At 49.1% G+C, this 24,942-nt stretch carries 20 protein-coding genes; 5 read left to right on the top strand and 15 right to left on the bottom strand.

Annotated elements, in window-relative coordinates; all coding sequences use genetic code 11:
• Positions 1 to 7 precede the first annotated feature (7 nt).
• The 7 genes from T325_RS02845 to T325_RS02815 form a co-directional block, all read right to left on the bottom strand.
• Complete coding sequence (locus T325_RS02845) at positions 8 to 1,924, bottom strand: hypothetical protein (protein WP_036910268.1); 1,917 nt, start codon at positions 1,922 to 1,924, stop codon at positions 8 to 10.
• 34 nt (positions 1,925 to 1,958) lie between these two features.
• Positions 1,959 to 3,491: a RagB/SusD family nutrient uptake outer membrane protein gene (locus T325_RS02840; protein ID WP_036910266.1), complete on the bottom strand. Its 1,533-nt coding sequence runs from the start codon at positions 3,489 to 3,491 to the stop codon at positions 1,959 to 1,961.
• 38 nt (positions 3,492 to 3,529) lie between these two features.
• Positions 3,530 to 6,721: a SusC/RagA family TonB-linked outer membrane protein gene (locus tag T325_RS02835; protein ID WP_036910265.1), complete on the bottom strand. Its 3,192-nt coding sequence runs from the start codon at positions 6,719 to 6,721 to the stop codon at positions 3,530 to 3,532.
• A gap of 237 nt (positions 6,722 to 6,958) precedes the next feature.
• A complete protein-coding gene (locus tag T325_RS02830; RefSeq protein WP_036910263.1) occupies positions 6,959 to 9,427 on the bottom strand; it encodes a bifunctional UDP-N-acetylmuramoyl-tripeptide:D-alanyl-D-alanine ligase/alanine racemase in 2,469 nt (822 codons plus the stop codon).
• A 28-nt stretch (positions 9,428 to 9,455) separates the two neighbouring features.
• Positions 9,456 to 10,256 (bottom strand): GSCFA domain-containing protein, encoded by an 801-nt coding sequence (locus T325_RS02825; protein ID WP_036910262.1) that lies wholly within the window; start codon positions 10,254 to 10,256, stop codon positions 9,456 to 9,458.
• Positions 10,256 to 12,805 (bottom strand): bifunctional fucokinase/fucose-1-phosphate guanylyltransferase, encoded by a 2,550-nt coding sequence (locus T325_RS02820; RefSeq protein ID WP_036910261.1) that lies wholly within the window; start codon positions 12,803 to 12,805, stop codon positions 10,256 to 10,258. The genes T325_RS02825 and T325_RS02820 overlap by 1 nt, the downstream gene beginning before the upstream one ends.
• 22 nt (positions 12,806 to 12,827) lie before the next feature.
• Complete coding sequence (locus T325_RS02815) at positions 12,828 to 15,329, bottom strand: YfhO family protein (RefSeq protein WP_036910260.1); 2,502 nt, start codon at positions 15,327 to 15,329, stop codon at positions 12,828 to 12,830.
• Positions 15,330 to 15,420: 91 nt separating this feature from the next.
• Between T325_RS02815 and T325_RS02810 the strand changes: the two genes are divergently transcribed.
• The 3 genes from T325_RS02810 to T325_RS02800 are packed head-to-tail and all read left to right on the top strand — an operon-like array spanning position 15,421 to position 17,340.
• Positions 15,421 to 16,209, top strand: a complete 789-nt coding sequence (locus T325_RS02810; protein WP_036910259.1) for a TrmH family RNA methyltransferase — start codon at positions 15,421 to 15,423, stop codon at positions 16,207 to 16,209.
• Between the two features lie 3 nt (positions 16,210 to 16,212).
• Positions 16,213 to 16,842 carry a 5'-methylthioadenosine/S-adenosylhomocysteine nucleosidase gene (gene mtnN / locus T325_RS02805; RefSeq protein WP_036910257.1) on the top strand — a complete coding sequence of 210 codons (630 nt, stop codon included), beginning with the start codon at positions 16,213 to 16,215 and terminating at the stop codon, positions 16,840 to 16,842.
• A gap of 3 nt (positions 16,843 to 16,845) precedes the next feature.
• Positions 16,846 to 17,340, top strand: coding sequence for an S-ribosylhomocysteine lyase (locus T325_RS02800; RefSeq protein ID WP_036910256.1), 495 nt, complete (start codon positions 16,846 to 16,848; stop codon positions 17,338 to 17,340).
• Between the two features lie 47 nt (positions 17,341 to 17,387).
• On the opposite strand, the gene T325_RS02795 is transcribed toward T325_RS02800, so the two are convergent.
• Positions 17,388 to 17,852, bottom strand: coding sequence for a DUF6078 family protein (locus T325_RS02795; RefSeq protein WP_036910254.1), 465 nt, complete (start codon positions 17,850 to 17,852; stop codon positions 17,388 to 17,390).
• A 141-nt stretch (positions 17,853 to 17,993) separates the two neighbouring features.
• Here T325_RS02795 and T325_RS12660 point away from each other — a divergent pair, with 141 nt between their 5' ends.
• Positions 17,994 to 18,218 (top strand): hypothetical protein, encoded by a 225-nt coding sequence (locus tag T325_RS12660; protein ID WP_156097624.1) that lies wholly within the window; start codon positions 17,994 to 17,996, stop codon positions 18,216 to 18,218.
• A 60-nt stretch (positions 18,219 to 18,278) separates the two neighbouring features.
• On the opposite strand, the gene typA is transcribed toward T325_RS12660, so the two are convergent.
• Positions 18,279 to 20,081: a translational GTPase TypA gene (typA, locus tag T325_RS02790; protein WP_036910252.1), complete on the bottom strand. Its 1,803-nt coding sequence runs from the start codon at positions 20,079 to 20,081 to the stop codon at positions 18,279 to 18,281.
• Positions 20,082 to 20,359: 278 nt separating this feature from the next.
• On the opposite strand from typA, the gene rpsO reads away from it, so the two are divergent.
• Positions 20,360 to 20,629, top strand: a complete 270-nt coding sequence (gene rpsO, locus T325_RS02785) for a 30S ribosomal protein S15 (RefSeq protein ID WP_036910250.1) — start codon at positions 20,360 to 20,362, stop codon at positions 20,627 to 20,629.
• 27 nt (positions 20,630 to 20,656) lie between these two features.
• Here rpsO and folK read toward each other — a convergent pair whose 3' ends face one another.
• Genes folK through T325_RS02755 form a run of 6 tightly spaced genes read right to left on the bottom strand, consistent with a single transcriptional unit; the run spans position 20,657 to position 24,897 of the window.
• Positions 20,657 to 21,067, bottom strand: coding sequence for a 2-amino-4-hydroxy-6-hydroxymethyldihydropteridine diphosphokinase (gene folK / locus T325_RS02780; protein WP_036910249.1), 411 nt, complete (start codon positions 21,065 to 21,067; stop codon positions 20,657 to 20,659).
• 10 nt (positions 21,068 to 21,077) lie between these two features.
• The gene (gene queA / locus T325_RS02775; protein ID WP_036910247.1) at positions 21,078 to 22,196 is read right to left on the bottom strand and encodes a tRNA preQ1(34) S-adenosylmethionine ribosyltransferase-isomerase QueA; all 1,119 of its coding nucleotides are present in this window, start codon (positions 22,194 to 22,196) and stop codon (positions 21,078 to 21,080) included.
• A gap of 5 nt (positions 22,197 to 22,201) precedes the next feature.
• The gene (gene truB, locus T325_RS02770; protein WP_036910246.1) at positions 22,202 to 22,897 is read right to left on the bottom strand and encodes a tRNA pseudouridine(55) synthase TruB; all 696 of its coding nucleotides are present in this window, start codon (positions 22,895 to 22,897) and stop codon (positions 22,202 to 22,204) included.
• Positions 22,897 to 23,754: an undecaprenyl-diphosphate phosphatase gene (locus tag T325_RS02765; RefSeq protein WP_036910245.1), complete on the bottom strand. Its 858-nt coding sequence runs from the start codon at positions 23,752 to 23,754 to the stop codon at positions 22,897 to 22,899. The genes truB and T325_RS02765 overlap by 1 nt, the downstream gene beginning before the upstream one ends.
• A gap of 12 nt (positions 23,755 to 23,766) precedes the next feature.
• Complete coding sequence (locus T325_RS02760) at positions 23,767 to 23,991, bottom strand: DUF3098 domain-containing protein (RefSeq protein ID WP_036910243.1); 225 nt, start codon at positions 23,989 to 23,991, stop codon at positions 23,767 to 23,769.
• Between the two features lie 27 nt (positions 23,992 to 24,018).
• Positions 24,019 to 24,897, bottom strand: coding sequence for a cell division protein FtsX (locus T325_RS02755; RefSeq protein WP_036910242.1), 879 nt, complete (start codon positions 24,895 to 24,897; stop codon positions 24,019 to 24,021).
• Positions 24,898 to 24,942 lie beyond the last annotated feature (45 nt).

The raw sequence follows: 24,942 nt of genomic DNA, 5'->3' as shown, positions 1-24,942 counted from the left end.
CACTTCTTTACTTTGCTTCTTTAAAGATGATTTTACTGATCTTGACATTGGTTCCTGCAGGTGAGCCTCCAAAGTCGAAGAACAGACGGATGGCTGACGCATCGGCACCTTCTTTCAGCGTTGCATTCTTCAGGGTGAAGGTGAAAGGCTCGTCGGCCTTGATGTCGTGACGTCCCTCACAGAAGAAGTTCGTATCACCTGCGTCGGTGAGCTTGATGGTTACACCTGGGCAATCGTTGTCGGCCTCAACAACCATCTTGAAGTTGTACTGTTTCGCAGCACTTGCCGTAAGTTCTGTATCGATATGGAACTGACCCTGCCACTGACTACTGCCAATACCCTCGGGAAGTTTAATCTCGTAGGTATCACCGATATGCTTACACTCATCGTTGGGGATCTGTGTCCAACTGTCATCGGCAAACCAATAGCCGAACTTACTTTTAACCGAACCCTCGTCGACACCCTTCCACAGGTTGTCGGCATCATCGTAGTTCATGCTGACAGCCTCCTCAAAGTAGATATTACTAATCTTAATATGTGCACCTGCAGGAGAACCTCCGAAGTCAAAGAACAAACGGATGGCGGAAGCATCAGCACCTTCCTTCAGAGTGAGGCCCTCACGCTTCAGGATGAACGGTGTGCCACCCTCCACGTCGTTACGCTCCTCGATAAAGAAGTTGCTGTCGCCTGCATCGGTGAGTTTGAAAGTAACACCAGGCAGATCCTGATCAGACTCCATCACGAGATAGAAGTTATAGGTCTTTGAAGCCGAAGCCGTGAGTTTAGTATCGATGTGATACTGCCCTTGCCACTGGCTGCCGCCCAAACCTTCAGGGAGTGTTAGCTCATAAGCATCGCCTTTGTGAGTTGCCTCTGCATAAGAAATCGGACTCCAGCTGTCGTCGGCGAAATAGTACCCCATCTCACTAGCAACAGTGCCTTCATCAACAGCCTTCCAAAGGTTGGCTGAAGAGGCGTAGTCCCAATCCATCACATCTTTAGGCTTATCGTTCTCTGATTCGTTTTCACCATTAATCAGAATGAAACGCCAGGCAATAGATCGGTCGGGAGCATCGTAGACCAACACCATTTTCTTAGCGGTCAGACTCTCGATACGGAACTTTGGATTCTCATACTGAGCATCGCTGGAGATATAGGGGAATGCGGTGTTGTCAGCAAGCTGAATGTAGGTTTGCTTGGTGATATTGCCATCAGCATCCTCCCAGTCGTAAACTTCAAAGCTCCAAGTAGATGTCTGATCGCCAATGGTTGCATCGAAGTCAGCAGCCTCTGAGCCCCATTTGGTGGTACCTGTATTCACATAGGTTTTACCATCCTCACCTGCGCTATAGGTGTACGTACCCCCCTTTCGGGTGTCGGCAGTAAAAGTGATGCGGTCATCGTAGACACCGAAGTCCTTTTTATCGTCTGGCTGTGCCGACCACCAGCCAGCACCATCAGTACCAGCAGGACCACAACCCATGTGAGCCACTTCCTTATTGGCGATGCGCCACTCCTTACCAGTAATCTTACGGAAATCGGCACTATAGTCGACCTTTGTATCATTGAATGTGAAGGTCTTGCTGACAACGCCCTGACTGAAACCATTACGGTTACCCAGCTTCAGATCGATGGTATAAGTGCCTGCTTCAGGATTCTGATAACCAACCTCCTGCAGTGTAGAATAGCTATTACCATTAAGGATCCACACAGGATAAGTACCAGCCTGCGGGGTATAAGTAGCAATCATCTGGTTGGTCTCCTGATCGACGGTGATATTAAAGTCGACACCGTTTACTGACGGAATACCATTGGGGTCTGCGCCATCGAAACTCTCGGGCGAACAGGCGGTGAATAAAGGTAAAAGGTAAAAAGGTGAAGCCTTTACAAGTCCTTTAACCTTATTATATATATTCGTTTTCATATCTTTTGCTTTTTAGTATTTTACCTTTTTACTTTTAATAGTTATTCTGCACAAGTGTGGGGTCAGCATCAAGCTCGCTCTGTGAGAGAGGAATATGCTTCTTATTGGGTGTCCACGAGTTAGTGCGATAACCATAACTGTCGGGTACGAGTTTTACGGTAGCCTTCTCGGTAGCACCGCTGATACCCTCGGCACGTACCAAGTCGAAGTAGCGCTTACCTTCGCCACAGAACTCCAAGTGGCGCTCATTCAACACGTCGTCGATAGATACGCTAGCCAGATTGGCCAGTCCGGCACGTGCGCGGACCTCGTTTACATAACCTGCAGCCTCAGCAGCACTGCCACCAGTCTGCAGCAACAGTTCTGCAGCGTTCAGCAGGGTCTCCGCATAACGATAGATGCGTTTATTGTTGTTGTAATTCAGATTCTTTGAGGTAGGACAATCCTGATTGTTAGCGCTCTGTGGACGATACTTACCATGCCAGATGTGCGTATCCTGATAACGCTCAGTGTAGGTATAGCCACGAACATCCCAGCAGGTTACATCGCGACGCTTGTCGTTATCGGCATACATGTTGTAAGCCTCAAGTCGCATGGGCAGGAATCCCCAGCCGTCGTTGCCGCTGTCCCATCCATCGCCACCTGCCCAACCGTTAGGTGAGCAGAGTGTTGGGAATACGGTACCACCAGCGTGCATAGATGTACCCCAATCGCGCTGTGCGTTGTCGTCATCGTAGGTAATCTCGAAGATGCTCTCTGAGCACATCTCACCACTTTCGTCGAACAAATTCTTAAAATCAGGATTCAGTGCGTATTGAGAGTCACCGATAATCTGCTTCATATAACCCAAAGCTGTGGGATAGCGGGCAGAATCGTTCTGATACATCACCATCTCGGCATAGAGCATGTAGGCCATCGCCTGAGATACGCGACCTTCGTTGGCAGCATCCCAACGCATAGGCAGGACGTTCGATTTGATGATCTCCTCAAGTTCTGGCAGCAGCTGTGCGTAGATTTCGTCGGCACTCATCTGCGGAGCAGTATAAGGCTCGCTCAGGTTCTCCAGATAGAAGGGTACATTACCATAGTAATGCCACAAGATATTATAATAGTACACGCGGAGCAGTCGGGCCTGCATCTCATATGAAGTGCGGTTCTTCTCGTTACCACCGCCCCATGAGCAGTATTTGATGACATCGTTACAGCGTTTGATGCCGCTATAGAAGTCGCCCCAAAGTGTACCCAATGTGTTATTGCCGTCACCCTCAAAGTTGAAGAGCTTATGCCAATGCTGGTTGTCGCTGATACTTGAACCACCTACCCAGAAGTCGTCGCCCATAATCTCGGCATCGCAAGTCAGGTCGTTATAGGCTGTTCCGTCCCAGTCGGGCCAGTGCAGTGGAGCATAGGCCGAGGTACATGCCTCGTTCAAATGCTCATCAGTCATATAATATTCCTCCAGAGGTTCTCCAGTAGGATTCTGTACTTCCAGGAAATCGTCGCTACAAGCAGAAAGCGATACTGCAACCACTCCAGCGCACAATATTCTATATATCTTTGTATTCATAATTTTATCTGTCTTTTAATTATTCATTATTCCCAAACTTACAGTGAGAGGTTGAAACCTACAGTAAAGATGCGAGCCTGAGGATATACTCCGTAGTCTACACCCATAGAAGTGCTGCTGGTACCAATCTCAGGATCGAATCCCCAATATTTAGTCCATGTGAACAGGTTCTCAGCACGTACGTAAACGCGGAAGCGCTCGATATTAACCCTGTTTGTGAGGTTGCGAGGCAGCGTGTAACCCAGTGAGATGTTTTTCAGACGCAGATAGCTGCCGTCTTGTACATAGATGTCACTAACAACCCAGTTCTTCGAGTCGCCCAACTTCAGCATAGGAATCTTGTTTGATGTACCCTCGCCTGTCCAGCGCTGCAACACCCAAGTTGGATAGTTACCTGATGCGATATCCTGACGCCATGTAGCATCGAAGATGTCGGCACCACTTACCCCCTGGAAGAACAGGTTGAAGTCGAAGCCCTTCCAGTCGGCATTGAAATTAAGACCGAAGGTCCAGTCGGGAGTTGGTTTACCGATCTTGGTACGGTCGTCACTGGTGATGTAGCCGTCGCCGTTAACGTCGACGAAGATCAAGTCACCAGGGTTAGATGTTGCATGGTTCTTTGCATTGTATGCATCGGCCTCGGCCTGATTCTGCAGGACACCAGCAGTTTTATATCCATAGAAGTATGGGAAAGGCTGACCGTTCTCTGCACGTGTACCACCATCGCTGAACTGTGAGATACCATAGTTCAGGAAACCAGTATCGTTACCCAGGTTCTTCAACTTGTTCTTCAGATATGATGCATTACCCTTTACAGAGAAGTGTGCATCACTGATGTTCCACTTGTAGCCAAGTTCGAACTCGATACCACTGTTCTCCATATCACCTACGTTACCAATAGGCTTTGTCTCGCCGACATAAGAAGGGATAGGCATGGTCATCAGCATTCCGTTGGTCTTCTTGATGTAGTAGTCGATAGTGAATGTCAACTTGTTATTCCAGAATCCGAAGTCGAGGCCCAGATCAGTCTGTTCACTCTCCTCCCACTTCAGGTTCTCATTAGCCAATCCGTTAGCCTTCGAACCATAGTTCATTACCCCCTGACGTCCGAAGAAGTAGTTACTTGTACCACCGGTAGTGGTCAGCACGGTATAACGGAAATCACCGATGTTCTCGTTACCGTTCTTACCCCAGCTGGCACGGAACTTCAGGTTGGTCAGCCAGTCGCTGGTGTTCTTCATGAAGTCCTCGTTCATAATATTCCAACCGATAGAGAATGAGGGGAACACACCATATTTATTATTAGAACCAAAGCGGCTTGATCCGTCACGACGGATAGTGCCCTGGAACATGTACTTCTCGTCATAGTTGTAGCTCAGACGGGCAAAGAGCGAAGCCAGATGGTGCTCAACATACGGACCAGCCCAACCGTTTACCAGACTCTTCACGCCAGTGATGTTACCATCGGCATCGGTAGTCGTCTCGATACTGCCGCCTGTTGTGTAGTCAACATAAGGTTTGTTTACGTTAATCAGGTTCCAGTGCGAAGCACCTACATAGCTACCCTTGTACTTCAAAGCGCTCTGACCCAGCACTACACCAATAGAGTGTTTGCCAAACTCCTTGTCGTAGGTCAGTGTATTTTCAACCTGCCATTGGGTGCTGTTGGCTTTCTCTGATGAAGCCGAGGTGTGGTCGGCATTGTTGTTACCTGAGAGGTAGTACTTTGATATCGTAGCACCATCGCTGCCCCAGAAGCTCTGCTCAGCGCTCCAGGTGAAATGGTACTTCAAGTTGTCCCACAGCTGCAGGTCGATTGAGAACTTAGGCATGAACTTGTGACTCCAGCCCTTGCTGGGGTTGCCCTGCATCATGGCGATGGGGTTGTTCTGCTCCTGATATGAACCTACAAAGTTAGGAATAGTGTAAGGATTGCCTTGGGCATCACGATACAAGTCATAGGCCGAATAACGGTCTATCATCTCCTGAGCCACGTCGCCCTTCAGTGTAACAGGCAGTGTGGGAGCCAGGTAAAGTGCAGAACCCAGAGGCGAGCCCCATGTAGAGTTGGTGTCGATACCCGTACTATGCGTGCGCATATATGACAGGTTGGCACTGATATCGAGTTTATTCAGGAACGAACGTTCCTTTGAATCGTCGAAGATATTGAACTGGTTGTTTGAACGCAGAGTCAGACGATCGTAGTTTGAACGGCCATAATTACCGCCTACAATACCATCCTGAGTGTAATATCCCATTGACAAATAATAGTTTACCTTCTCGGTAGCGCCACTTACCGATACGTCGTGCTGAACTACAGGAGCATTGTCGTTAAACAGCAGTTCCTGCCAGTCGGTACCAAAACCAGTAATCTTCTGACCATTAGCATCAGTCAGGTTATATGGATCAGCATACAGGGGAGCTTGTCCACCATTCACGTATTTCTCGTTCTGCAGGATGGCATAGTCAGTAGCACTTGTTACATCGCGATGCTTCCAGGCACTCTGCCAACCATAGCTGAAGTTATAGTTAATCTGAGTCTTTCCAATCTTACCCTTCTTGGTGGTTACCAGGATAACACCATTGGCAGCACGCGCACCGTAGATGGCACCCGATGCAGCATCCTTCAACACCTCGATACTCTCGATATCGTTGGGGTTAACGCTCTCCAAACCATACTGATCGGCAGGCATACCATCGATAATGTACAGCGGATTGGTATCATTAATAGTACCTGTACCGCGCACACGGATCATCGACTGTGAACCTGGCTGACCTGATGACGATGTAACGTTTACACCAGCAGCCAGTCCTTTCAGGGCATCGTCGGCACGCAGACGTGTCTTTCCCTCCAGATCCTCAGCGCTTACCTTGGCGATAGAGGCTGTTACCACACTCTTCTTCTGCACACCATAACCGATCACTACAACATCCTGCAGCGTCTGGGCGTCTTCCTTCAGTGTGATGCGCATGTTATTCTTGGCGTTCACCTCAAGAGTGGTAAAGCCAATATATGAAATAATAATAGGTGTACCCTCGTTCACCTTCAAAGTGAAATGACCATCCATATCAGTGATGGAGCCGTTCTGAGGATTACCTTTCTCGACAACGGAAGCTCCAATAACGGGCTCTCCGAGGTCATCAGTCACAGTTCCCAAGATACCTTGGGCATGCATAGCCACCGACACCATCAGTGCCAATAGCATCATCATAAACCTGCTTTTTTTCATACTGTTTTTTAAATTATCGTTAATATTGAGTTAGAATTTACCCTATTTAGGATTTGGATGCAAAATTATGAAAAAAAGCAATCGGAATCCGGAGGATTGACTTCAAAAGTGGACGACTTTATGGGGTTAAAAATTGTAAGCCACTGATAATCAACAAAATATTCCGCCCACCATTTCTTAAAAAAGTGGACGGAATATAGATGTGTATAAAATACAATTTATGGAATTATCCAGATTTTAATCTTGGAAATAGACGCGTTTCACGCGGTTGCTGACACCTGTAAGCACCTCGTAGGGGATGGTGTCAAGTGTGTCGCTGAGCACAGTTACAGGCAGATGTTCACCAAAGATTTCCACCTGGTCGCCTTCCATACAAGGAATGTCCGTGACATCAATCATGGCCACATCCATACAGATGTTTCCCACATATTCAGCCTTTTGTCCCTTGACCAGACAATAGCAATTACGATTGCCCAGATGACGATTCAGGCCATCGGCATAACCAATGGGAATTGCGGCTATGACAGAGTCGCGTTCTATTTTTCCTTTACGACTATAACCCACAGTCTCGCCAGCAGGCACATGACGCAACTGAAGAATGGTAGTCTTAAGGGTTGAAACAGTATTCAGGATACGATTATCACGCGGGTCAACGCCGTAAAGACCGAGACCAAGACGACACATATCCATCTGACGTTCGGGGAAATGTTCGATACCTGCCGAATTGTCCATATGACGAAGAATACGATGACCGAAGGCTGCTTGCAGTCTTTGGCTTCCCTCTTCAAACAGAGCGAACTGCTGAGCAGAGAACTCATCGAAGCCATCGCTGTCAGAGCCTACAAAGTGACTGAACACACTACGTGGAATGATGGCATTCTGGTGTTTCAAGCGGTCGATGAGCTTAAAGATATCATCCTTAGGATCGAAGCCTAAGCGATGCATACCCGTATCGAACTTAATGTGTACAGGCCATCCTGTGATACCTTCCTTGCGGGCTGCCTTGATAAGCGCATCCATCAGTCGGAAGCTATAGACCTCAGGTTCCAGGTCGTAATCGAACATGGTCTTAAAGGCAGTCATCTCAGGATTCATAATCATGATATTTGCCGTGATGCCAGCCTTTCGGAGAGCGACACCTTCATCAGCCACGGCAACAGCCAGATAATCAACACGATGATCCTGCAGAGTCTTAGCAATCTCCACAGCACCCGCTCCATAAGCATCGGCCTTGATCATACAAACCATCTTGGTCTCAGGTTTCAGGAAAGAGCGGTAATAGTTCAGATTCTCTACCACAGCATTGAGGTTCACCTCAAGAATGGTCTCGTGTACTTTCTGCTCCAACTGTTCCGTAATCTGATCGAAACAAAAGCTGCGAGCACCTTTAAGCAGTACCAGTTCGTCACGTAAACCTGCAAAGGCATCGCTCGAAAGGAAATGCTTCACATCGGCAAAGAAAGCCTTGTCGGCAATCTGTATTTTATCGGCCTGAGCCATAAGTTCAGGACCAATGCCAATAAACTTATCAATACCACGCTTCACAGCCAGTTCGCTAACTTGCGCATAAAGGGTTTCTGGTGCAGAGCCCGTTTGGAAGATGTCACTCAGAATAAGTGTCTTCTTAGCAGCCTCACGACGATTCATGAAGTCGAGGGCTATATCGAGCGAGTTGATATCGGAGTTGTAAGAATCGTTGATGATAACGCAACCACGTTGCCCTTGCTTCACCTCCAGACGCATGGCCACAGGTTCGAGTTTCGCCATCCGGTCGGCAATCTGACTTGGCGTAAGCCCCATATATAATGCTACGGCAGCGCAGGTGATAGAGTTCTCGATAGAAGCCTCATCGATAAAGGGGATGGTATAGCAATTCTCCTCTTCCTGCCAGATATAAGTGATTTTTGAATCCTTCACTTCCTTGACAAAAAAAGCGGCCTGCTCATCACACATAGACCACGCGATTTTCTCACCCTTGTAGTTCATACGGCGGATGCAACGGCTCACGATATCATTGTCGGAACAATAGACCATGGCCTCTGTATCGTGCATCAGTTCAAGTTTCTCCATACATTTCTCTTCCATGGAACGGAAGTTCTCCTGATGGGCGGAGCCAAGCGAGGTGAGCACACCTATTGTGGGCTGAATGATGTCACGCAATGCATACATCTCGCCAGGCTGACTGATGCCGGCTTCAAAGATACCCACCTCAGTCTGTTCGTTCAAAAGCCATACAGACAAAGGTACACCAATCTGCGAGTTATAGCTGCGAGGCGAGCGCACAATCTTCTGTGATGGCAAAAGCAGCTGATAAAGCCACTCCTTCACCATGGTCTTACCATTTGAGCCCGTAATTCCCACAATGGGCAGATCGAACTCGTCGCGATGGCGTTCTGCAAGTCGCTGCAAGGCAGCCAAAGGAGATGGTACAACAAGGAAATTAGCATCTTTCATGCCATTAAGGCCATCGGTTTGTGTTTCAAGAATCCCCTTTGCCTCGACTACGAAATTACGCACCCCACGACGATAAAGATCAGATATGTAGCGGTGTCCGTCATTTCGGGCAGAGCGAAGTGCAAAAAACAAGGTTTCTTCGGGGAAGCAAAGTGAACGGCTATCAGTCAACAGCCAGCCTATTTGGGCATCAGCCTCTCCAATACGACGGGCGCCAATAAGCGTCGTTACTTTCTCAATAGAATATTTCATCTTAACTTTTTAACTTTTTTACCTTCTTCTATAGTGCAAAGGTAGGGTATTTTTTCCGCATCTCCTCTACTTTTAACATAGTTTTATGCATAAATGCCTTATATTCTTTCGACTCTGCGTCGAAAGGTTTATGACTCAAGGCAGCTTTCAGAGGTGCCCACTCCTTTAGAAAGACCTTGGCTTCATCGCTCAGGTACATTTCCGACAATCGCTGCCAGATGTACTCAACAGCCTGAGCTGATGGATGCAACATATCCTCGGTATAGAAACGGTAATCGCGCAGCTCATCGTTTACAATCTCATAGGCAGGAAAATACCCCGCCCCCACAACCTGGCGAGTGGCGAGCAATAAGGTTGCCTTGGAAAGCTGGGAACCATGATAACCATATTTACGATAGCGGATGGGACTGACGGTGAGTATCACCCTGACCTTAGGATTACTCTGGCGCAACAGATTGACAGCCTTCTGCAGATAGTCGGCACACTCGTCGACAGAGAGCTCTTTCTCGACGAACAGCGACTGAGGCCGCTTCTGACAATTATCCACAATCTTCCCCGTTTCCTTGAGAATATAAACGTGATTTGTGCCAAGGGTGAGGAAAACCGTCTTTATTAAACTCAGTTCCTCAGGCGACAAGCGTTCGATGGTATGAAGCACTGACGCGGGATTATACATCACCCCAAAAGGATTAACGGTGGCACAGAACTTCTCTTCCAGAAACCTACGTCCGATGCTGTCAGCGAAACAAGAGCCTACAAAGAGTATCTTCTCGCAGGGATCAATCCTGAATCCAGGATCCGTGACATCGACTATCGTTCTAAACTCCATCAGCTACGACTGATTTGCAAGCCTGTTGCAGAGAGTGTCATGTCTACAAAACGGGCATTCTTATTTATACGCTGGCTGTTTAATACCTGCTTGATGCGGGCGGCAGCCTCGGGATCTTTTGCAATCATATAGAGATAGCCTCCGCCACCAGCGCCAGGAAGCTTATAGCCCAGACAAAGATCATCAATCTGAGCGGTCAGGGCAGCTACGGCATCAGGATTTGTACCGCTATCGAGCAACTGGTTTTGCTGCCACGTCTTACGCACCAACAAGCCCACACGCTGGAAATCGTTCTGCTGAATAGCCTCATACATTTCCATCGTATGTTCCTTCATCTCACGAAGCAGACGGAGCTCACCGCCATGATTCAGGAACATGCGCCGCACAATCTCGGCCAGAATACTCTTAGCCGTACGGGTGATGCCTGTATAATATAAGAGGTGACACGGGCGATACTCTGGTTGTGTCCACAGGTCGTTGGGAAGCCATTTCACCTGAGGACTCTGATTGAAGCCCCTGCCCGTCTGCAACAGTTTTACACCACCGAACACGCCACCGAACTGATCCTGCCAACCACCCCCAGTAGTGAGCATCTGCTCCAGCATCAGTGTGCGACGCCCTATCTCGTTCTTATCCCATCCCAAACCACAGAAATCGTTCAAAGCTCCAAGAACTGTCGAAGCCAGGATGCTCGATGTGCCAAGCCCACTACCTGCAGGGATAGCAGAAAGCAGCGTCAACTCAATCCCACTACCAAAAATCTCAAGCTGTTCCCGTAAAGAAACATTCCCATGACCAAATCCTGCCAATACGAGGGCAGCCTTAGGGATAGAGAAGGGCGAGCCTACATGTATGAAATCTGTGAGTTGCTCATTGATCTCAACCACCTCTACAGCACCAAGGTCGATACTACGAAGCACGATGTGCGGCTCTCTTGATGGACGGATATATGTCTGAAGCGGGGGCTGACCATTCAGTTCGATGGCCAGGTTAATCACGTTTCCACCTTCCATCAAGCAGTAAGGAGGGGTATCAGTCCAGCCGCCTGCAATATCAATACGCACAGGAGAGCGCCCCCAGACAATCTGATCGTCGGCCACACAGAGCGATGGTCCCTGAGTTTGTTGAAGAAGGCCATCACCCGCGCACAGGCCTTCGCGCAAAAGGGTAAAAGCCTTATCGCTATCGCCACGAAACATTGCATTGTGGATACGTGTCATCAAAGGCGCGTCTTCAGGCAACTCCGATGGCATGGGGATGCCACCTTCCTTGAACTCCTGAGCAGCATCAGCCAAGTCGAGCTGATAGAACACACTGTGATGCCAGTTCTCAGCCAACGCGCCCCAGTTCTGCTGACGGAACGCCTTTCGCTGGGCAAACAGGCGACGCAGATTAGCACGTTCGGCCAGTTCATTACTGTTCAGAGGCTCATCAATCCGATAACGGCGCACCTCATAGTCGTCCTCGCCAACAGGTACTGCATCGATACACTCACCAGGCTCCAGACTGATATTCCAGTCATTCTCAGGTACCCCCGTAATCACATGATCGTGAGTCAAGTGCCAACGAGGCCCGATATAACTATTTTCTACCCATATGTTACTATTCTCATCAGTAAAAGGAATCTTCGTGACAGCGTTCTGCACAAAGATGCTGGGGTGAGGCTTACGATCCAGATGCATGATTTCACGCTGATCGTTCACCAGATTCTGGATTCTCAGCGTTGACAAGATCATCTCGCGAGAGGTGCCGAAATGATAGAACTCACCACCGGCAAGTGGCACAATGGCGACACTCAGATCTGATATCCCGCCATCGGGCTTGGTTGGATCAGTACCCAGAGCACAGCCGAACTCGCCATAAAGGTCATACTCTCTACCCTCACTACGGTTCATCAACAGCTTGACGGCCCTGTCGCTGAGCAGCCACACACCTATATCCGTCAGATAGAAATGATCTTTCATGAGTTCCCCCAACGTCTGCACCGATGGTTTCTGAAGCATCTGTTTGAGAACCGACGGCGTACGACGGCTACTCACAAACACACCATGATTCTTAGCCACCGAGGCATCGAGCCACAAACCATAGCATACGACATCTGCCTGTGGTATCGGCTGTAGGGGCTGAGTGGCGCGGATAAGCACATCGCCACTGACAACCATCGTATGGATATTGTCGGGAGCCATCTGCATCATCTTCTCATAAAGCGGCAGCTGGACACTCAACAGATTCTGAGAGAGCTTTTGCCCACGCTCCCATCGGAACACAGGCAGAGGCATCAGCACTTTCCCCGACACAGCGTAACTTGGCAAGCGCTTGCTTTGTCCACCCGCATGTATCAGGATTCGCTTCTCCTTAGCAAGCCATTCGTCAAACGTGCCCTCACCATCGTTCTTATAACACTCCTGCAATAGCCAGGTTGTACCTCCTCCACTACCCAGACGATGCCCTACGGGGTCGCAGGTTGCAAAGTACTCATCATGATCCAGTCCCGTTACATCATGAAACGCACTCACCAGATTGGGTGGCAAAGACAACAGTTTTCTCACCTTTTATATCTTTTTACCCTTCTTAATTTTCCTGTTTTTTATCCTGTCTCTTCTTCCATTCCACAAACACGGCGCCAACCACCAGAAGAATCAGGATGCCATAAGCCGTATAAGCCACAGCTTCGGTTCTGTCAACGGTCTTGGGGAAGAATGAGAGTTCCACCTGATGCTTACCAGGTTGGATATTCATGGCGCGAAGGATATAGTTTACGCGTCCCAGTTTGGCAGGCTGACCGTCAATAGTCGCCGTCCATCCCGGATAGTATATTTCCGAGAACACGAGCACACCGCCCTTACCGCTGTTTACTTCATAGCTCAAGCGGTTAGGCTCGTAACTGGTAATGACCACAGTGCTGGCAGTATCTTGTTCTGCTGCCTCGCCCAGGATTTCCTTGAACTTCGCGTCAGCCACAGCCTGATGACGCAAATCAATCTTACCAATGGCCTCCATCTCCTCGTTGGCATTATTCACGTAGTCGAGCTTGTCGACAAGCCAGGCATTGCCATAAACATAGGGATTCTGGATGGGCACCGTCTGACCGCCCTCCAAGGGGAAGATGAAGTACTTGGTGTTAAGCATGTTCAGCACAGGATAGATGCTGTCGCCCTTCACCTGTGTCATATCACCACCAGCTTTCGACACTGCACCATACAGAGCCTGCATCTCTGGCGAGATATACTGTTCAATCATCTCCTGATAACGGCGCAGTTTGGCTGCATGATAGCCACCGATGCTTTTATGATAATAGCTGGTCTCATTCTCATTAAACGTGTTCGAAGCAAGGTTCAGCACACGATAGTCGAGACTCTGGTCGCGCAGAATCAGTTCGTCGGTCTGAGATTTTGCCTGCGGGGCTTCACGCTCCGACTCGGGCACGAACATTTCGTCGTTCAAATAACGCTTGTTCACCGTCCACAGGTCAACAAGACACAGCACGAGGATAATACCCACCGCATATTCCTTCTTCAGCTTACCCGCCATAAAGCTCAGCAGGACACCCGTACCCACCAGGATAATATAGAACGAGCGCAGACTGTCAGCTGTAAACACAGCCTGACGCATCTCGGTCAGGTTAGCCACTAACGGCTGGATATACTCAGCTGGCAGACTCTGGATGGCCCGCATCTCACCTGAAGAGATGAAGCTGTCAAAGAACATCGAAGGCATCAGCGAGAACAACATGGCGATACCACCCGTCAGCAGGAAAGAGATGCCTACATACTTCATTCTCGGTTTCAGCAGTTCAGGCTTATCCATCAGCTCCTTCATCGCCAACATAGCCAGCAGGGGAATAGTAAACTCTGCAATAACAAGTATCGATGCCACCGTACGGAACTTGGCATACATCGGCACATAATCGAGGAAGAAATCGGTAAAGCCCATGAAGTTCCTACCCCATGAAAGCAGTATCGAGAGAATAGTAGCCGCCAGCAGCGCCCACTTCATCGGCCCCTTCACGATAAAAAGACCGAGAATAAAGAGCATCATCACAAAGGCCCCCACATAAACAGGACCACTTGTGCCAGGCTGCTCACCCCAATACTGTCCCAACTGCTGATAGATAGGCAGGAAATCATTATCCGCATGCTCCATTGCCTTCTCACTCTGCGACAGCGGCATCGAGGCACCACCCTTCGTGTTAGGCACCAAGAGCGTCCATGTCTCTCCGATGCCATAGCTCCACTGAGTGATGTAATCGCGCTCCAGTCCGCTGTTCGTCTGATTAGCACTATTCTGTTTCACCAGCTCGCTCTTACCACGCATCGACTCCTTACTATACTCCCATGTATGATAGAGATTAGATAGGTTGATACATAGTCCGATGGCAGCACCCAAGACACATGTGGCTGTGGCTTTCACGAAACGAGCCATCTGTTTCTGGCGGATAGCCTCCACCAGCCAACCTATCACCATAAAGAGGATAATGAACAGATAGTAATAGGTCATCTGCACATGGTTGGCATTAATCTCGAAAGCCGTAAAGACAGCCGTCAGCAGCAGGCCCCACAGATATTTCCCCCTATAGGCCAGCACGATGCCCGCAATCATAGGCGGCAGATAAGCCAGCGCCCACACTTTCCAGATATGGCCAGCGGCAATGATAATGAGGAAATAAGTAGAGAAGGCCCAGACGATACTGCCCAACGCCGCCAGATGCTGACGGAAGTCGAATGCCCTGAGCAGGATATAGAAGCCGAGCAGATAGGCAAACACATACCACACATTCTCGGGTAGCCACAGATGATAGGCATTGACCGCCTTCGTCAGCAGATTGGTAGAGCCATACGACGGAGCCATCTGGTAGGTAGGCATACCCCCGAAAAGAGCATTCGTCCAACGGCTACGCTCACCTGTCTTCTGCAGATATTCGATACCCTCCTGACCAGCGCCACGCCCCGCTGAGGCATCGTGACGATACAGAATACGTCCCTCGATGTCGGCAGGGAAGAAATAGGCAAATGCCAGTACGGCAAACAACAGCACTGCCAACACATCGGGCAGGCACTTCTTTAATAATGTCATAACTTGCAAATTATATTTTGTGTGCAAAATTATAAAAATTCCGTGAAATCCGCGTCATCCATGCCTAAAATTTATTATCTTTGCAGCGAATATGGAAGAAAATATCATTACCAGCGTTCAGAACGCCCGTATCAAGCACGTTGTGGCTCTTCAGCAGAAGTCGTCTTTGCGTCGCGAAGAAGGTCTTTTCGTCGTCGAGGGACAACGTGAGATAGAGCATTGTATCGCCTGCGGCTATGAGGTGGTAGAGTTGTTTGTACTCAACACAATCGACTACAGCGGCAGCATCGCCCCCACCTTCGTCACGCCACAGGTTTATGAGAAGATGGCCTATCGCGGCAGCACCGAGGGCATCATTGCCGTCGTGAGATGCAAAGAGCACTCCCTGCTCACGTTATGCTCATCACTCTCAGCAAAAACCCGTCCGCTCATTGTCGTACTTGAGAGCGTGGAGAAACCAGGCAATCTTGGAGCCATTCTGCGCACGGCAGAGGCCGCCAAAGTCGATGCAGTAATTGTTTGCGATCCGCTGACAGACCTATATAACCCCAACCTCATCCGCGCCAGTATCGGTGGTGTGTTCTGCGTGCCAGTAGCTGTCTGCACATCTGGCGAGTGCATTGCCTTCCTCAAAGAGCATGGTGTTCGCATCCTCACAGCCCAGTTGCAGGATTCCTACGAGTATTACGACTACGACATGCGTCATGCCACAGCCATCGTCATGGGCACAGAGTCGACAGGACTTACCGACCAGTGGCGCGAGGCTGCCGACGCCCACATTCGAATCCCCATGTTAGGTCGACTCGACTCGCTGAACGTCAGCGTTAGCGCAGCAATCCTGATGTATGAGGCAGTAAGACAGAGACAAAGCAAATTATAGCAAATGAAAATAGGAATGATTGTAGCAATGGACAAGGAGCTGAAGCAGCTCCGTCCATTATTCCCTGAAGACAAAGTGATTCTTCAAAAGAGCGGTATCGCGACCGTTAACGCCGCCATACAGGCCGTAGAAATGATCCGTCAGTACAAGCCCGATTGCATTATCTCCTCTGGTTGTGCAGGCGGTAATGGCGACGATATCAACCTGCAGGACGTGGTGGTGAGTTCAGAGCTTACCTATCACGACGTGTATTGTGGCAAAGCCATCGACGAGGCCACCGTATTTGGTCAGGTACAAGGCCTCCCTGCCCGTTATCAGGCCGACCCCTATCTGCTCGAGAAGGCCAAGCTCACAGGCGCCAAGCCTGGCCTCATCGTCACAGGCGACTGGTTCGTCGACTCCAAGGATAAGATGCGCGAGATTGTAGGCCACTTCCCCGAGGCAAAAGCTGTTGATATGGAGTCGTGTGCCATCGCTCAGGTATGTCATATCTATAAGGTACCCTTCATCTCCTTCCGTCTCATCAGCGACATCCCTCTGCGCGACACCGATGCCTCGCAGTACCACAACTTCTGGGAAACCGTTGCCGAGAAATCTTTCCAGACCACCAAAACATTCATCGAAAGTCTTTAAGTTATGGAAGTCATACAGAGTTTCACCATCGACCACACACACCTGAAGCCAGGTATCTACGTATCACGCGAAGACAAAGGATTCACTACCTTCGATCTGCGCATCACCGAGCCCAACAAGGAGCCAGCCGTTGCCCCTGCAGCGATTCACAGTATAGAACACCTCATGGCTACCTGGTTTCGCAACAGCGAGGCAAAGGAGGATGTAGTATATGTAGGACCCATGGGCTGCCTCACAGGCATGTACATCATCATGACAGGCACTTATTCCGTCGAGGATATGCGACGTCTTACCATCGAGTGTCTGGAGTGGATTCTCACCCAGACAGAAGTGCCAGCCACCCGTCCTGAGGCTTGTGGCAACTACCTGCTCCACGACCTCCCCATGTGCAAATGGGAGTGCGCTCGCTACCTCGATCGGCTGAAGAACGATTTTCACTCGGAGTACACCAAACTTCAGATTACCCTCGACGATGGCAAACTCTTCGCCGACGCATAAAAGATCTTCAGCAATCCTTCTATATCTTTCAAAGGCTGGAGATTCTGTTACCACAGCCAGGATTCTTCTTCGCCGTCGTAGACGATAGGACCTTTCCATCCGTGGTAGCGGCAGACGGTTTCCACGTCGTTCTGCATCTCTGGAGTGATGAGGCGGTCGCCCTTGCGGACCTCATAGTATTTCTTGTGGCCCCACATACCGATGAGCATGCGGCGGACGCGATGTTCCACCAGTCCCGGCATCTCCAGATACAGGTGTGTCAGTCCTCGTTTCATCACCACACGCTGCTCTTTGCGGAACATCACGCACTTCTCTCCACCAATCTTTGGATTGCGGGGATTGATGGCGTTATAGGCCAAGGGCATGGTGTCGGCATATTGTCCTACCAGCCAGCGCAGACACTGCTCACGAAGCGGGCAACTCTCAATGAAACACACCAGATAATGACTGACCTTCTCGCGGAAAGCTTCTTGCGGTTGAGTAGATGATAAAGTATTGTTTTTAGTTTTCATATCTGCAAAGGTACACATAATCATCGACATATAATAACTTTTGAAGAATTATTTGTTGTTTTTCATCAAAAGGGGATATCGTATGGGATATATATTGCTGGTTGTCGGTTGTTCCCTAATAGAAGGGATAAGGGGAACAGTGTGTTCCCAACGTGGGAACTGATTGTTCCCAAGGGAGGAACAGACAGTTCCCTACATGGGAACTTATGGGAACAGACATCCGAACAAGTGAAAGGAATGCCACTTTTCAACAGATTATTAGTACGTGAAGATTACAGGAATAAGGTCTGTTTCGCATTGGAGCAGGAGAACCGCAAGGGCGAGCGCATCACAAGAGGCTACACCACAAGTTTCAACCTCTATTGAGTAAAGATAAAGATATAAAAAAATATCCCCAGCCGATTGGGCTGGGGATATGTGATATGTTTAAACCTTATTGGCTTTCTTTCTTTGATCGTGGTCGAGGATGGTCTTACGCATTCGCATCGACTTGGGTGTCACCTCGACAAGTTCATCCTGCTTGATGTACTCAAGGCACTCCTCCAGCGACATCACGGTCTTAGGAATGATGCGGGCCTTGTCGTCGGTACCAGAGGCACGGACGTTGGTGAGCTGCTTGGCCTTGCAGACGTTAACCACGAGGTCGTTGTCATGCACATGCTCGCCTACCACCTGTCCTGCATAGACGTCCTCACCCGGGTCGATGAAGAACTTACCGCGGTCCTGAAGCTTATCAATAGCATAAGCAAAGGCGTTACCGGTATCCATTGATATCATCGAACCGTTTACACGACGCTCAATCTCACCCTTGTAAGGCTGATACTCCTTGAAACGGTGGGCCATGATGGCCTCGCCCTGAGAGGCTGTCAGCACATTGGTACGCAGACCGATAATACCGCGTGAGGGAATATCGAACTCGATGTTCACACGCTCGCCCTGACTCTCCATCGAGGTCATCTCTCCCTTACGACGGGTGACCATATCGATCATCTTCGACGAGAACTCCTCGGGCACGTTGATGGTCAACTCCTCAATAGGCTCGTGCTTCACGCCGTCGACCTCCTTATAGATTACCTGAGGCTGACCTACCTGCAGCTCATAGCCCTCACGACGCATGGTCTCTACCAGCACAGAGAGGTGGAGCACACCACGGCCTGAGACGATCCACTTATCGGTAGAGTCCTCGAAAGGCTCCACACGCAAGGCGAGGTTCTTCTCGAGTTCCTTCTCCAGACGGTCGTTGATATGGCGTGAGGTGACGAACTTACCTTCCTTACCGAAGAAAGGAGAGTCGTTGATCATGAAGAGCATCGACATGGTTGGTTCGTCGATGGCGATAGGCGTCATGGGCTCAGGATTCTCAATATCGCAGATGGTATCGCCAATCTCGAACTTCTCAAGTCCGATAACGGCACAGATATCACCGCAGTCCACTGAGTCTGTATGTACATGGCCCATACCTTCGAAGGTATGCAGTTCCTTGATTCTCGTCTTCTCCATGCTTCCGTCGCGATGGGCGATGGTCACCTGCATGCCGTCCTTCAGCTGGCCGCGATGAACACGACCTACGGCGATACGACCCTGATAGCTTGAATAGTCAAGTGACGTAATCAGCATCTGAGGCGTTCCCTCAATCTGCTTAGGAGCAGGAATCATCTCGATAATCTTATCGAGCAGATATGTGATATTATCGGTTGGGGTCTTCCAGTCCTCACCCATCCAGCCATTCTTGGCTGAACCGTAAACGACAGGAAAGTCTAGCTGATCTTCTGTAGCATTCAGCGAGAACATCAGGTCGAACACCATCTCATACACTTCTTCTGGACGGCAGTTGGGCTTGTCGACCTTATTGACAACCACAATGGGTTTCAAACCAATCTGAAGAGCCTTCTGCAAAACGAAACGCGTCTGGGGCATCGGGCCCTCAAATGCGTCGACCAACAGCAGACAGCCGTCTGCCATATTCAGGACACGCTCTACCTCGCCACCGAAGTCTGAGTGTCCTGGTGTATCAATGATATTGATTTTCACGCCTTTCCAATTAATAGATACATTCTTAGAAAGGATTGTTATGCCGCGCTCACGCTCCAGGTCATTTGCGTCGAGCACCTGATTGCTGAGATTCTGTCCGTCACGGAACAGATGGCCTGCCAGCATCATTTTGTCCACAAGTGTTGTCTTTCCGTGGTCTACATGTGCAATAATTGCGATATTTCTGATATCCTGCATATAAATAAAACTGTTTTGCGGGTGCAAAGTTACGAAAAAATAGGCACGGATCACACGGATTTTACGGATTTTTTCATTTTAACACCCAAAAAACATCAAAATCTTCGTTAATCCGTGTAATCCGTACCAAAAAAATTTGGTAGAATGTAAAAAATGTATTACCTTTGCAGCCGCATTTCGGAAAATCCGAAACATTTGACGACGTAAACCACTAGTGATTAGGTAGGATAAAGCGTCGGAAAGATGTTATTGCAAACAACATTAATCACATTACAATTATGTATTTAGACAAAGCAAAGAAGGAAGAGATCTTCGGTCAGTATGGCAAGAGCGCACAGGACACTGGTTCTGCTGAGGCTCAGATTGCTCTCTTCAGCTATCGTATCTCTCACCTGACTGAGCACCTGAAGAAGAACCGCAAGGACCACAACACCGCTCGTTCACTGACCATGCTGGTTGGTAAGCGTCGCAAGTTGCTGAAGTACCTCTACAACAACGACATCAATCGTTATCGTGCGATTATCAAGGCTTTAGGTCTCCGCAAATAAAAAAGTCCCGCCAATCGGCGGGATTTTTTATTTATAAGAATCTCTTATCTCATTAAGGGGCATCATCACGAAATCGCGTTGTTCCATCAGCGGATGTGGAATCTGAAGGTCGGGCTCGTCGATGGTTATATCGTCGTAGAGCAGAATGTCGATATCAATGGTGCGATCACGATAGGCACCGCCCTTATGCCTACGGCCGAGTTCGCGTTCAATTTCCTTAGTCACCTGAAGAAGTTTACGCGGCATGAGTTCCGTCTCACAGTAGATAGCACAATTGAGGAACAGATTGCCCGACATGAATCCCCACGGCTTGGTCTCGATAATCGACGACTGGCGGAGCACTTGCCCCACCCGCTCACCGATGAGCTCTATGGCACGGGCTATCTGTGACTCCCTGTCGCCCTGATTACTTCCTAATCCGAGATAGACCTGATGCATCACCTCTGAATTAATCGTCGAGTATCAGCATGGCGTCGCCATAGCAGCCAAACTTATAGCCATTCTTGACGGCCTTCTTATAACCTTCGTAAACCAGCTCATAGCCACCGAAGGAACATTCAGACATCATCATGGTTGACTCAGGATGGTAGAAGTTACCAATCAATGCATTACACATGCCGAAGTCATAAGGCGGGAAGATGAACTTGTTGGTCCATCCCTCAAACTCCTTCAGCATACCATCGGTACCAACAGCTGTCTCTGTGGCACGGGCAGTACTCGTACCGACACAACATACACGGTGGCCCTCCAGCTTGGTCTTATTCACCAAATCACAGGCTTCCTTGCTGATGAACATCTGCTCTGACGACATCTTGTGCTTTGTCAGGTCTTCCACTTCAATGGCATCGAAATTACCCAATCCGCAGTGAAGCGTGATATAGGCGAAGTTAATGCCCCTGATCTCCATACGCTTCAATAGCTCACGGCTGAAGTGCAGGCCTGTAGCAGGAGCCGTCACAGCACCCTCGTTCTTAGCATAGATGGTCTGGAAGTTGTCCATATCCTCGGCTGTGGCCTCGCGCTTGTCAATGATGTAGCGGGGCAGCGGAGCAGCACCCAAGGCAAACAACTCGCGTTTGAACTCGTCGTGAGGACAGTCGTAGAGGAAACGCAGCGTACGGCCACGGCTCGTCGTGTTGTCGATGACCTCAGCCACCATAGGGCCGTCGTCTTCGAAGAAGAGCTTGTTGCCAATACGGATCTTACGAGCCGGTTCTACAAGCACATCCCAAAGGCGCAGTTCCGGATTCAGTTCTCTCAGCAGGAAAACCTCAATCTTCGCGTCTGTCTTCTCTTTTGTGCCATAGAGGCGAGCAGGAAACACCTTTGTATCATTAAAGATAAAGGTATCGTCCTCGTCAAAGTAGTCAAGGATGTTGCGGAAATCAAGATAGACGGGATTACCATCCTTATCCAAGAGGTCCTCGCCGTTCTCATCCTTCTTAGTCATTTCAATACGACCACTCTTGCGGTGTAGCACCATCAACCGACACTCATCGCGATGATATGTCGGTTCCATTGCGACCTGCTCCTCGGGGAGCTTAAACTTGAACTGTGATAACTTCATATATATTAATCAATATTTCTTTCTAACCATTGAGGGAACTCATCAAACGTCAGACAGTCTTCTATCCTTACATCGCCCACCCTGGTCCGACAAAGAGCGGTCAGGAAAGCTCCGCTGCCAAGCGCCTCGCCGATATCGCGGGCCAGCGAACGGATATATGTACCTTTTCCACATGCCACACGAATAGACATCTGCATCAGCACAGGGTCAAACGACGTGAGTTCTATCTCGTCAATACGGATAGGCTTTGCAGCCAGTTCCATGTCAACCCCCTTACGAGCCAATTCGTACGCCCTGTCGCCTGCTACCATACAAGCCGAGTAAAGCGGAGGACGCTGCATGATATTACCGACAAACTGAGGCAGGGTAGCCTCTATCAGTTCGCGGGTGATATGTTTCGTCGGATATGTATAGTCAACACTATGTTCGCGGTCGAAACTCGGCGTCGTGGCTCCAAGCTGTAGGGTAGCTGTATACTCCTTAGACTGCAACTGAAGCGACTCAATCTGTTTGGTGGCCTTGCCTGTACACAGGATCAGCACACCTGTAGCCAGAGGGTCGAGCGTTCCGGCATGCCCCATCTTCACACGCTTGACATGCAAACGCTTGGAAAGCACATAACGAATATGTGCCAAAGCACCGAAACTCGACATTCGGTAAGGCTTGTTTATATAGATAAAAGCACCTTCCTGAAAGTTCATTAGTCAACCATTGCAAGTGAATGTCCCGTGAGCAGCAGTATAATGATAATACTACCTACCACAATACGATAGATACCAAATGCCTTGAAGCCGTACTTCGTCAGGTAATTGACAAACCACTTCATAGCGAACAGAGCCACGACGAAGGCAATGGCACTGCCCAGAAGCAGCATGGTGATGTTATGACTTGTGGCCCAAGCCGTATCTTCCTTCAACAGATCGAGCAAATCGAGCAATGTTGCTCCCGCCATAGTTGGCACAGCCAAGAAGAACGAGAACTTGGCAGCTCGCCTACGAGTAAGTCCTTGAGTCATTCCTCCAACGATTGTCGCCATAGATCGCGACACACCAGGAATCACAGAGATACACTGGTAAAGACCTATCTTGAAAGCACGGCGCTCATCGACCTTATTATCCTCGCTACCCTTATTAAAAAGTTTATCGCAGAAGAGCATGAACACACCACCGACAACCAGCATGATAGCCACCACCTCAACACTGTCGAGCAGCCAGTCGAGCAAGCCCGACTTCTTGGCCAGCAGACCAATGACCACAGCAGGGATGACACCCACGATAAGGAGCCAATAGAAGTAATACTTATGCCTGAGTTTTTGCCACCAGGTAAAGGCCATGGGGTCTGGCGTATTGTCGAACTGGAAGAAACGCTTCCAATAGAGACATACCACCGACAGGATGGCACCAAACTGAATGATAAACGTAAAGGCATGTACAAAAGGATCGCCCTGAGGCACGCCTAACAGATTCTGGGCAATAATCATATGACCTGTAGACGATACAGGCAGGAATTCTGTCAGTCCCTCAATAATGGCTATAATAACAGTCTGAATCCAGTCCATGGGTATACAATCTTAATTCTTTGGTTTTCTTACAACAGCGTAAATCATCGACACGAAACCGATAAGGCATACCACTGGGGCCACCTTGATGCGGCGCACACTGAAGATGTCGGGCTCGAATGCCGTCTCCGACGAGTTCGGACCCACCATCAGCAGAAAACCGATGACCACAACAACCATACTCACGGCCAGCAATATATAATTCACTTTGTCGAATGCAAAATTCTTCTTATCCATTTTTCAACTTTTTACTTTTTAAGCCTTTTATATCTTATAAAGATCGCCTGCCGACATGCGCAGGAACTTATTCACCGAAATGTAAGAGCAGGCCGCCGTGATGATGATGCCAAACAGCAGCACAGCAACCGCCGTAACAACCAGTTCACGCCATGTAATCACGGTCATCACATTGGGCTCATAATAATAGAGACCATAGACGCAGCAGCCAAGCACAACAATAGCAATCAAAGCCGCAATGACGCCGACAATCAGTCCCTGGTGCATGAATGGGCGGCGGATAAAGCCCCAAGAGGCACCTACCAGCTTCATCGTGTGAATCGAGAAACGGCGCGAGTACACACTCAACTTCACGGTATTGTTAATCAATGAGAACGATACAAACGTCAGCAATACCGCCAATGCCAGAAACAGGAAGTTCAACTTTGTCAGATTCCTGTTCACACTATCCATCAGGTCCACCTGATAGGCAACATCGGCAATCTGCGGTTTTTTCTTCAACTCCTCAGCAATCCACTTAAGGGAATCACGATTGGCATAATCCGAGTTAAGCCGAAGTTCCAACGTAGCAGGGAAAGGGTTTACACCGAGGAATTCCGAGGGGTCAGAGCCCATGGCTTCCGTCTGTTCCTTCAATGCCTGTTCACTACTGATGTAGTCGATGTTTCTGGAATAAGGTCTGTGATAAAGGTCACGACACAACGACTTGGCACCATTGACACTCACATCATCACTTAACATGACAGTTACGGTGAGATTCTCCTTCACCCACCGCGACAAGTTGCGAGAGGTCTGTACAGAAAGTACGACCATACCCAACAGCACCAGCACCATCGCCGTACTGATACAGAGGGTTACCAGCTGCATACCACGACGGTTGCCAGTATTCTTCCTACGTCTATTCATTAATTTACGTACGTAAAAATCGATTTTGGCTGCAAAGTTACGATA

The sequence above is a fragment of the Prevotella sp. FD3004 genome, assembly GCF_000746155.1.
Taxonomy (GTDB): Bacteria; Bacteroidota; Bacteroidia; order Bacteroidales; family Bacteroidaceae; genus Prevotella.
This window is presented reverse-complemented; position numbering and strand designations above follow the sequence as displayed.

Excerpts from the sequence above, each read along its gene's own strand:
- T325_RS02845 (WP_036910268.1), bottom strand. The coding sequence starts at position 1,924 with ATGAAAACGAATATATATAATAAGGTTAAAGGACTTGTAAAGGCTTCA.
- T325_RS02840 (WP_036910266.1), bottom strand. The coding sequence starts at position 3,491 with ATGAATACAAAGATATATAGAATATTGTGCGCTGGAGTGGTTGCAGTA.
- T325_RS02835 (WP_036910265.1), bottom strand. The coding sequence starts at position 6,721 with ATGAAAAAAAGCAGGTTTATGATGATGCTATTGGCACTGATGGTGTCG.
- T325_RS02830 (WP_036910263.1), bottom strand. The coding sequence starts at position 9,427 with ATGAAATATTCTATTGAGAAAGTAACGACGCTTATTGGCGCCCGTCGT.
- T325_RS02825 (WP_036910262.1), bottom strand. The coding sequence starts at position 10,256 with ATGGAGTTTAGAACGATAGTCGATGTCACGGATCCTGGATTCAGGATT.
- T325_RS02815 (WP_036910260.1), bottom strand. The coding sequence starts at position 15,329 with ATGACATTATTAAAGAAGTGCCTGCCCGATGTGTTGGCAGTGCTGTTG.
- T325_RS02810 (WP_036910259.1), top strand. The coding sequence starts at position 15,421 with ATGGAAGAAAATATCATTACCAGCGTTCAGAACGCCCGTATCAAGCAC.
- mtnN (WP_036910257.1), top strand. The coding sequence starts at position 16,213 with ATGAAAATAGGAATGATTGTAGCAATGGACAAGGAGCTGAAGCAGCTC.
- T325_RS02800 (WP_036910256.1), top strand. The coding sequence starts at position 16,846 with ATGGAAGTCATACAGAGTTTCACCATCGACCACACACACCTGAAGCCA.
- T325_RS02795 (WP_036910254.1), bottom strand. The coding sequence starts at position 17,852 with ATGAAAACTAAAAACAATACTTTATCATCTACTCAACCGCAAGAAGCT.
- typA (WP_036910252.1), bottom strand. The coding sequence starts at position 20,081 with ATGCAGGATATCAGAAATATCGCAATTATTGCACATGTAGACCACGGA.
- rpsO (WP_036910250.1), top strand. The coding sequence starts at position 20,360 with ATGTATTTAGACAAAGCAAAGAAGGAAGAGATCTTCGGTCAGTATGGC.
- folK (WP_036910249.1), bottom strand. The coding sequence starts at position 21,067 with ATGCATCAGGTCTATCTCGGATTAGGAAGTAATCAGGGCGACAGGGAG.
- queA (WP_036910247.1), bottom strand. The coding sequence starts at position 22,196 with ATGAAGTTATCACAGTTCAAGTTTAAGCTCCCCGAGGAGCAGGTCGCA.
- truB (WP_036910246.1), bottom strand. The coding sequence starts at position 22,897 with ATGAACTTTCAGGAAGGTGCTTTTATCTATATAAACAAGCCTTACCGA.
- T325_RS02765 (WP_036910245.1), bottom strand. The coding sequence starts at position 23,754 with ATGGACTGGATTCAGACTGTTATTATAGCCATTATTGAGGGACTGACA.
- T325_RS02760 (WP_036910243.1), bottom strand. The coding sequence starts at position 23,991 with ATGGATAAGAAGAATTTTGCATTCGACAAAGTGAATTATATATTGCTG.
- T325_RS02755 (WP_036910242.1), bottom strand. The coding sequence starts at position 24,897 with ATGAATAGACGTAGGAAGAATACTGGCAACCGTCGTGGTATGCAGCTG.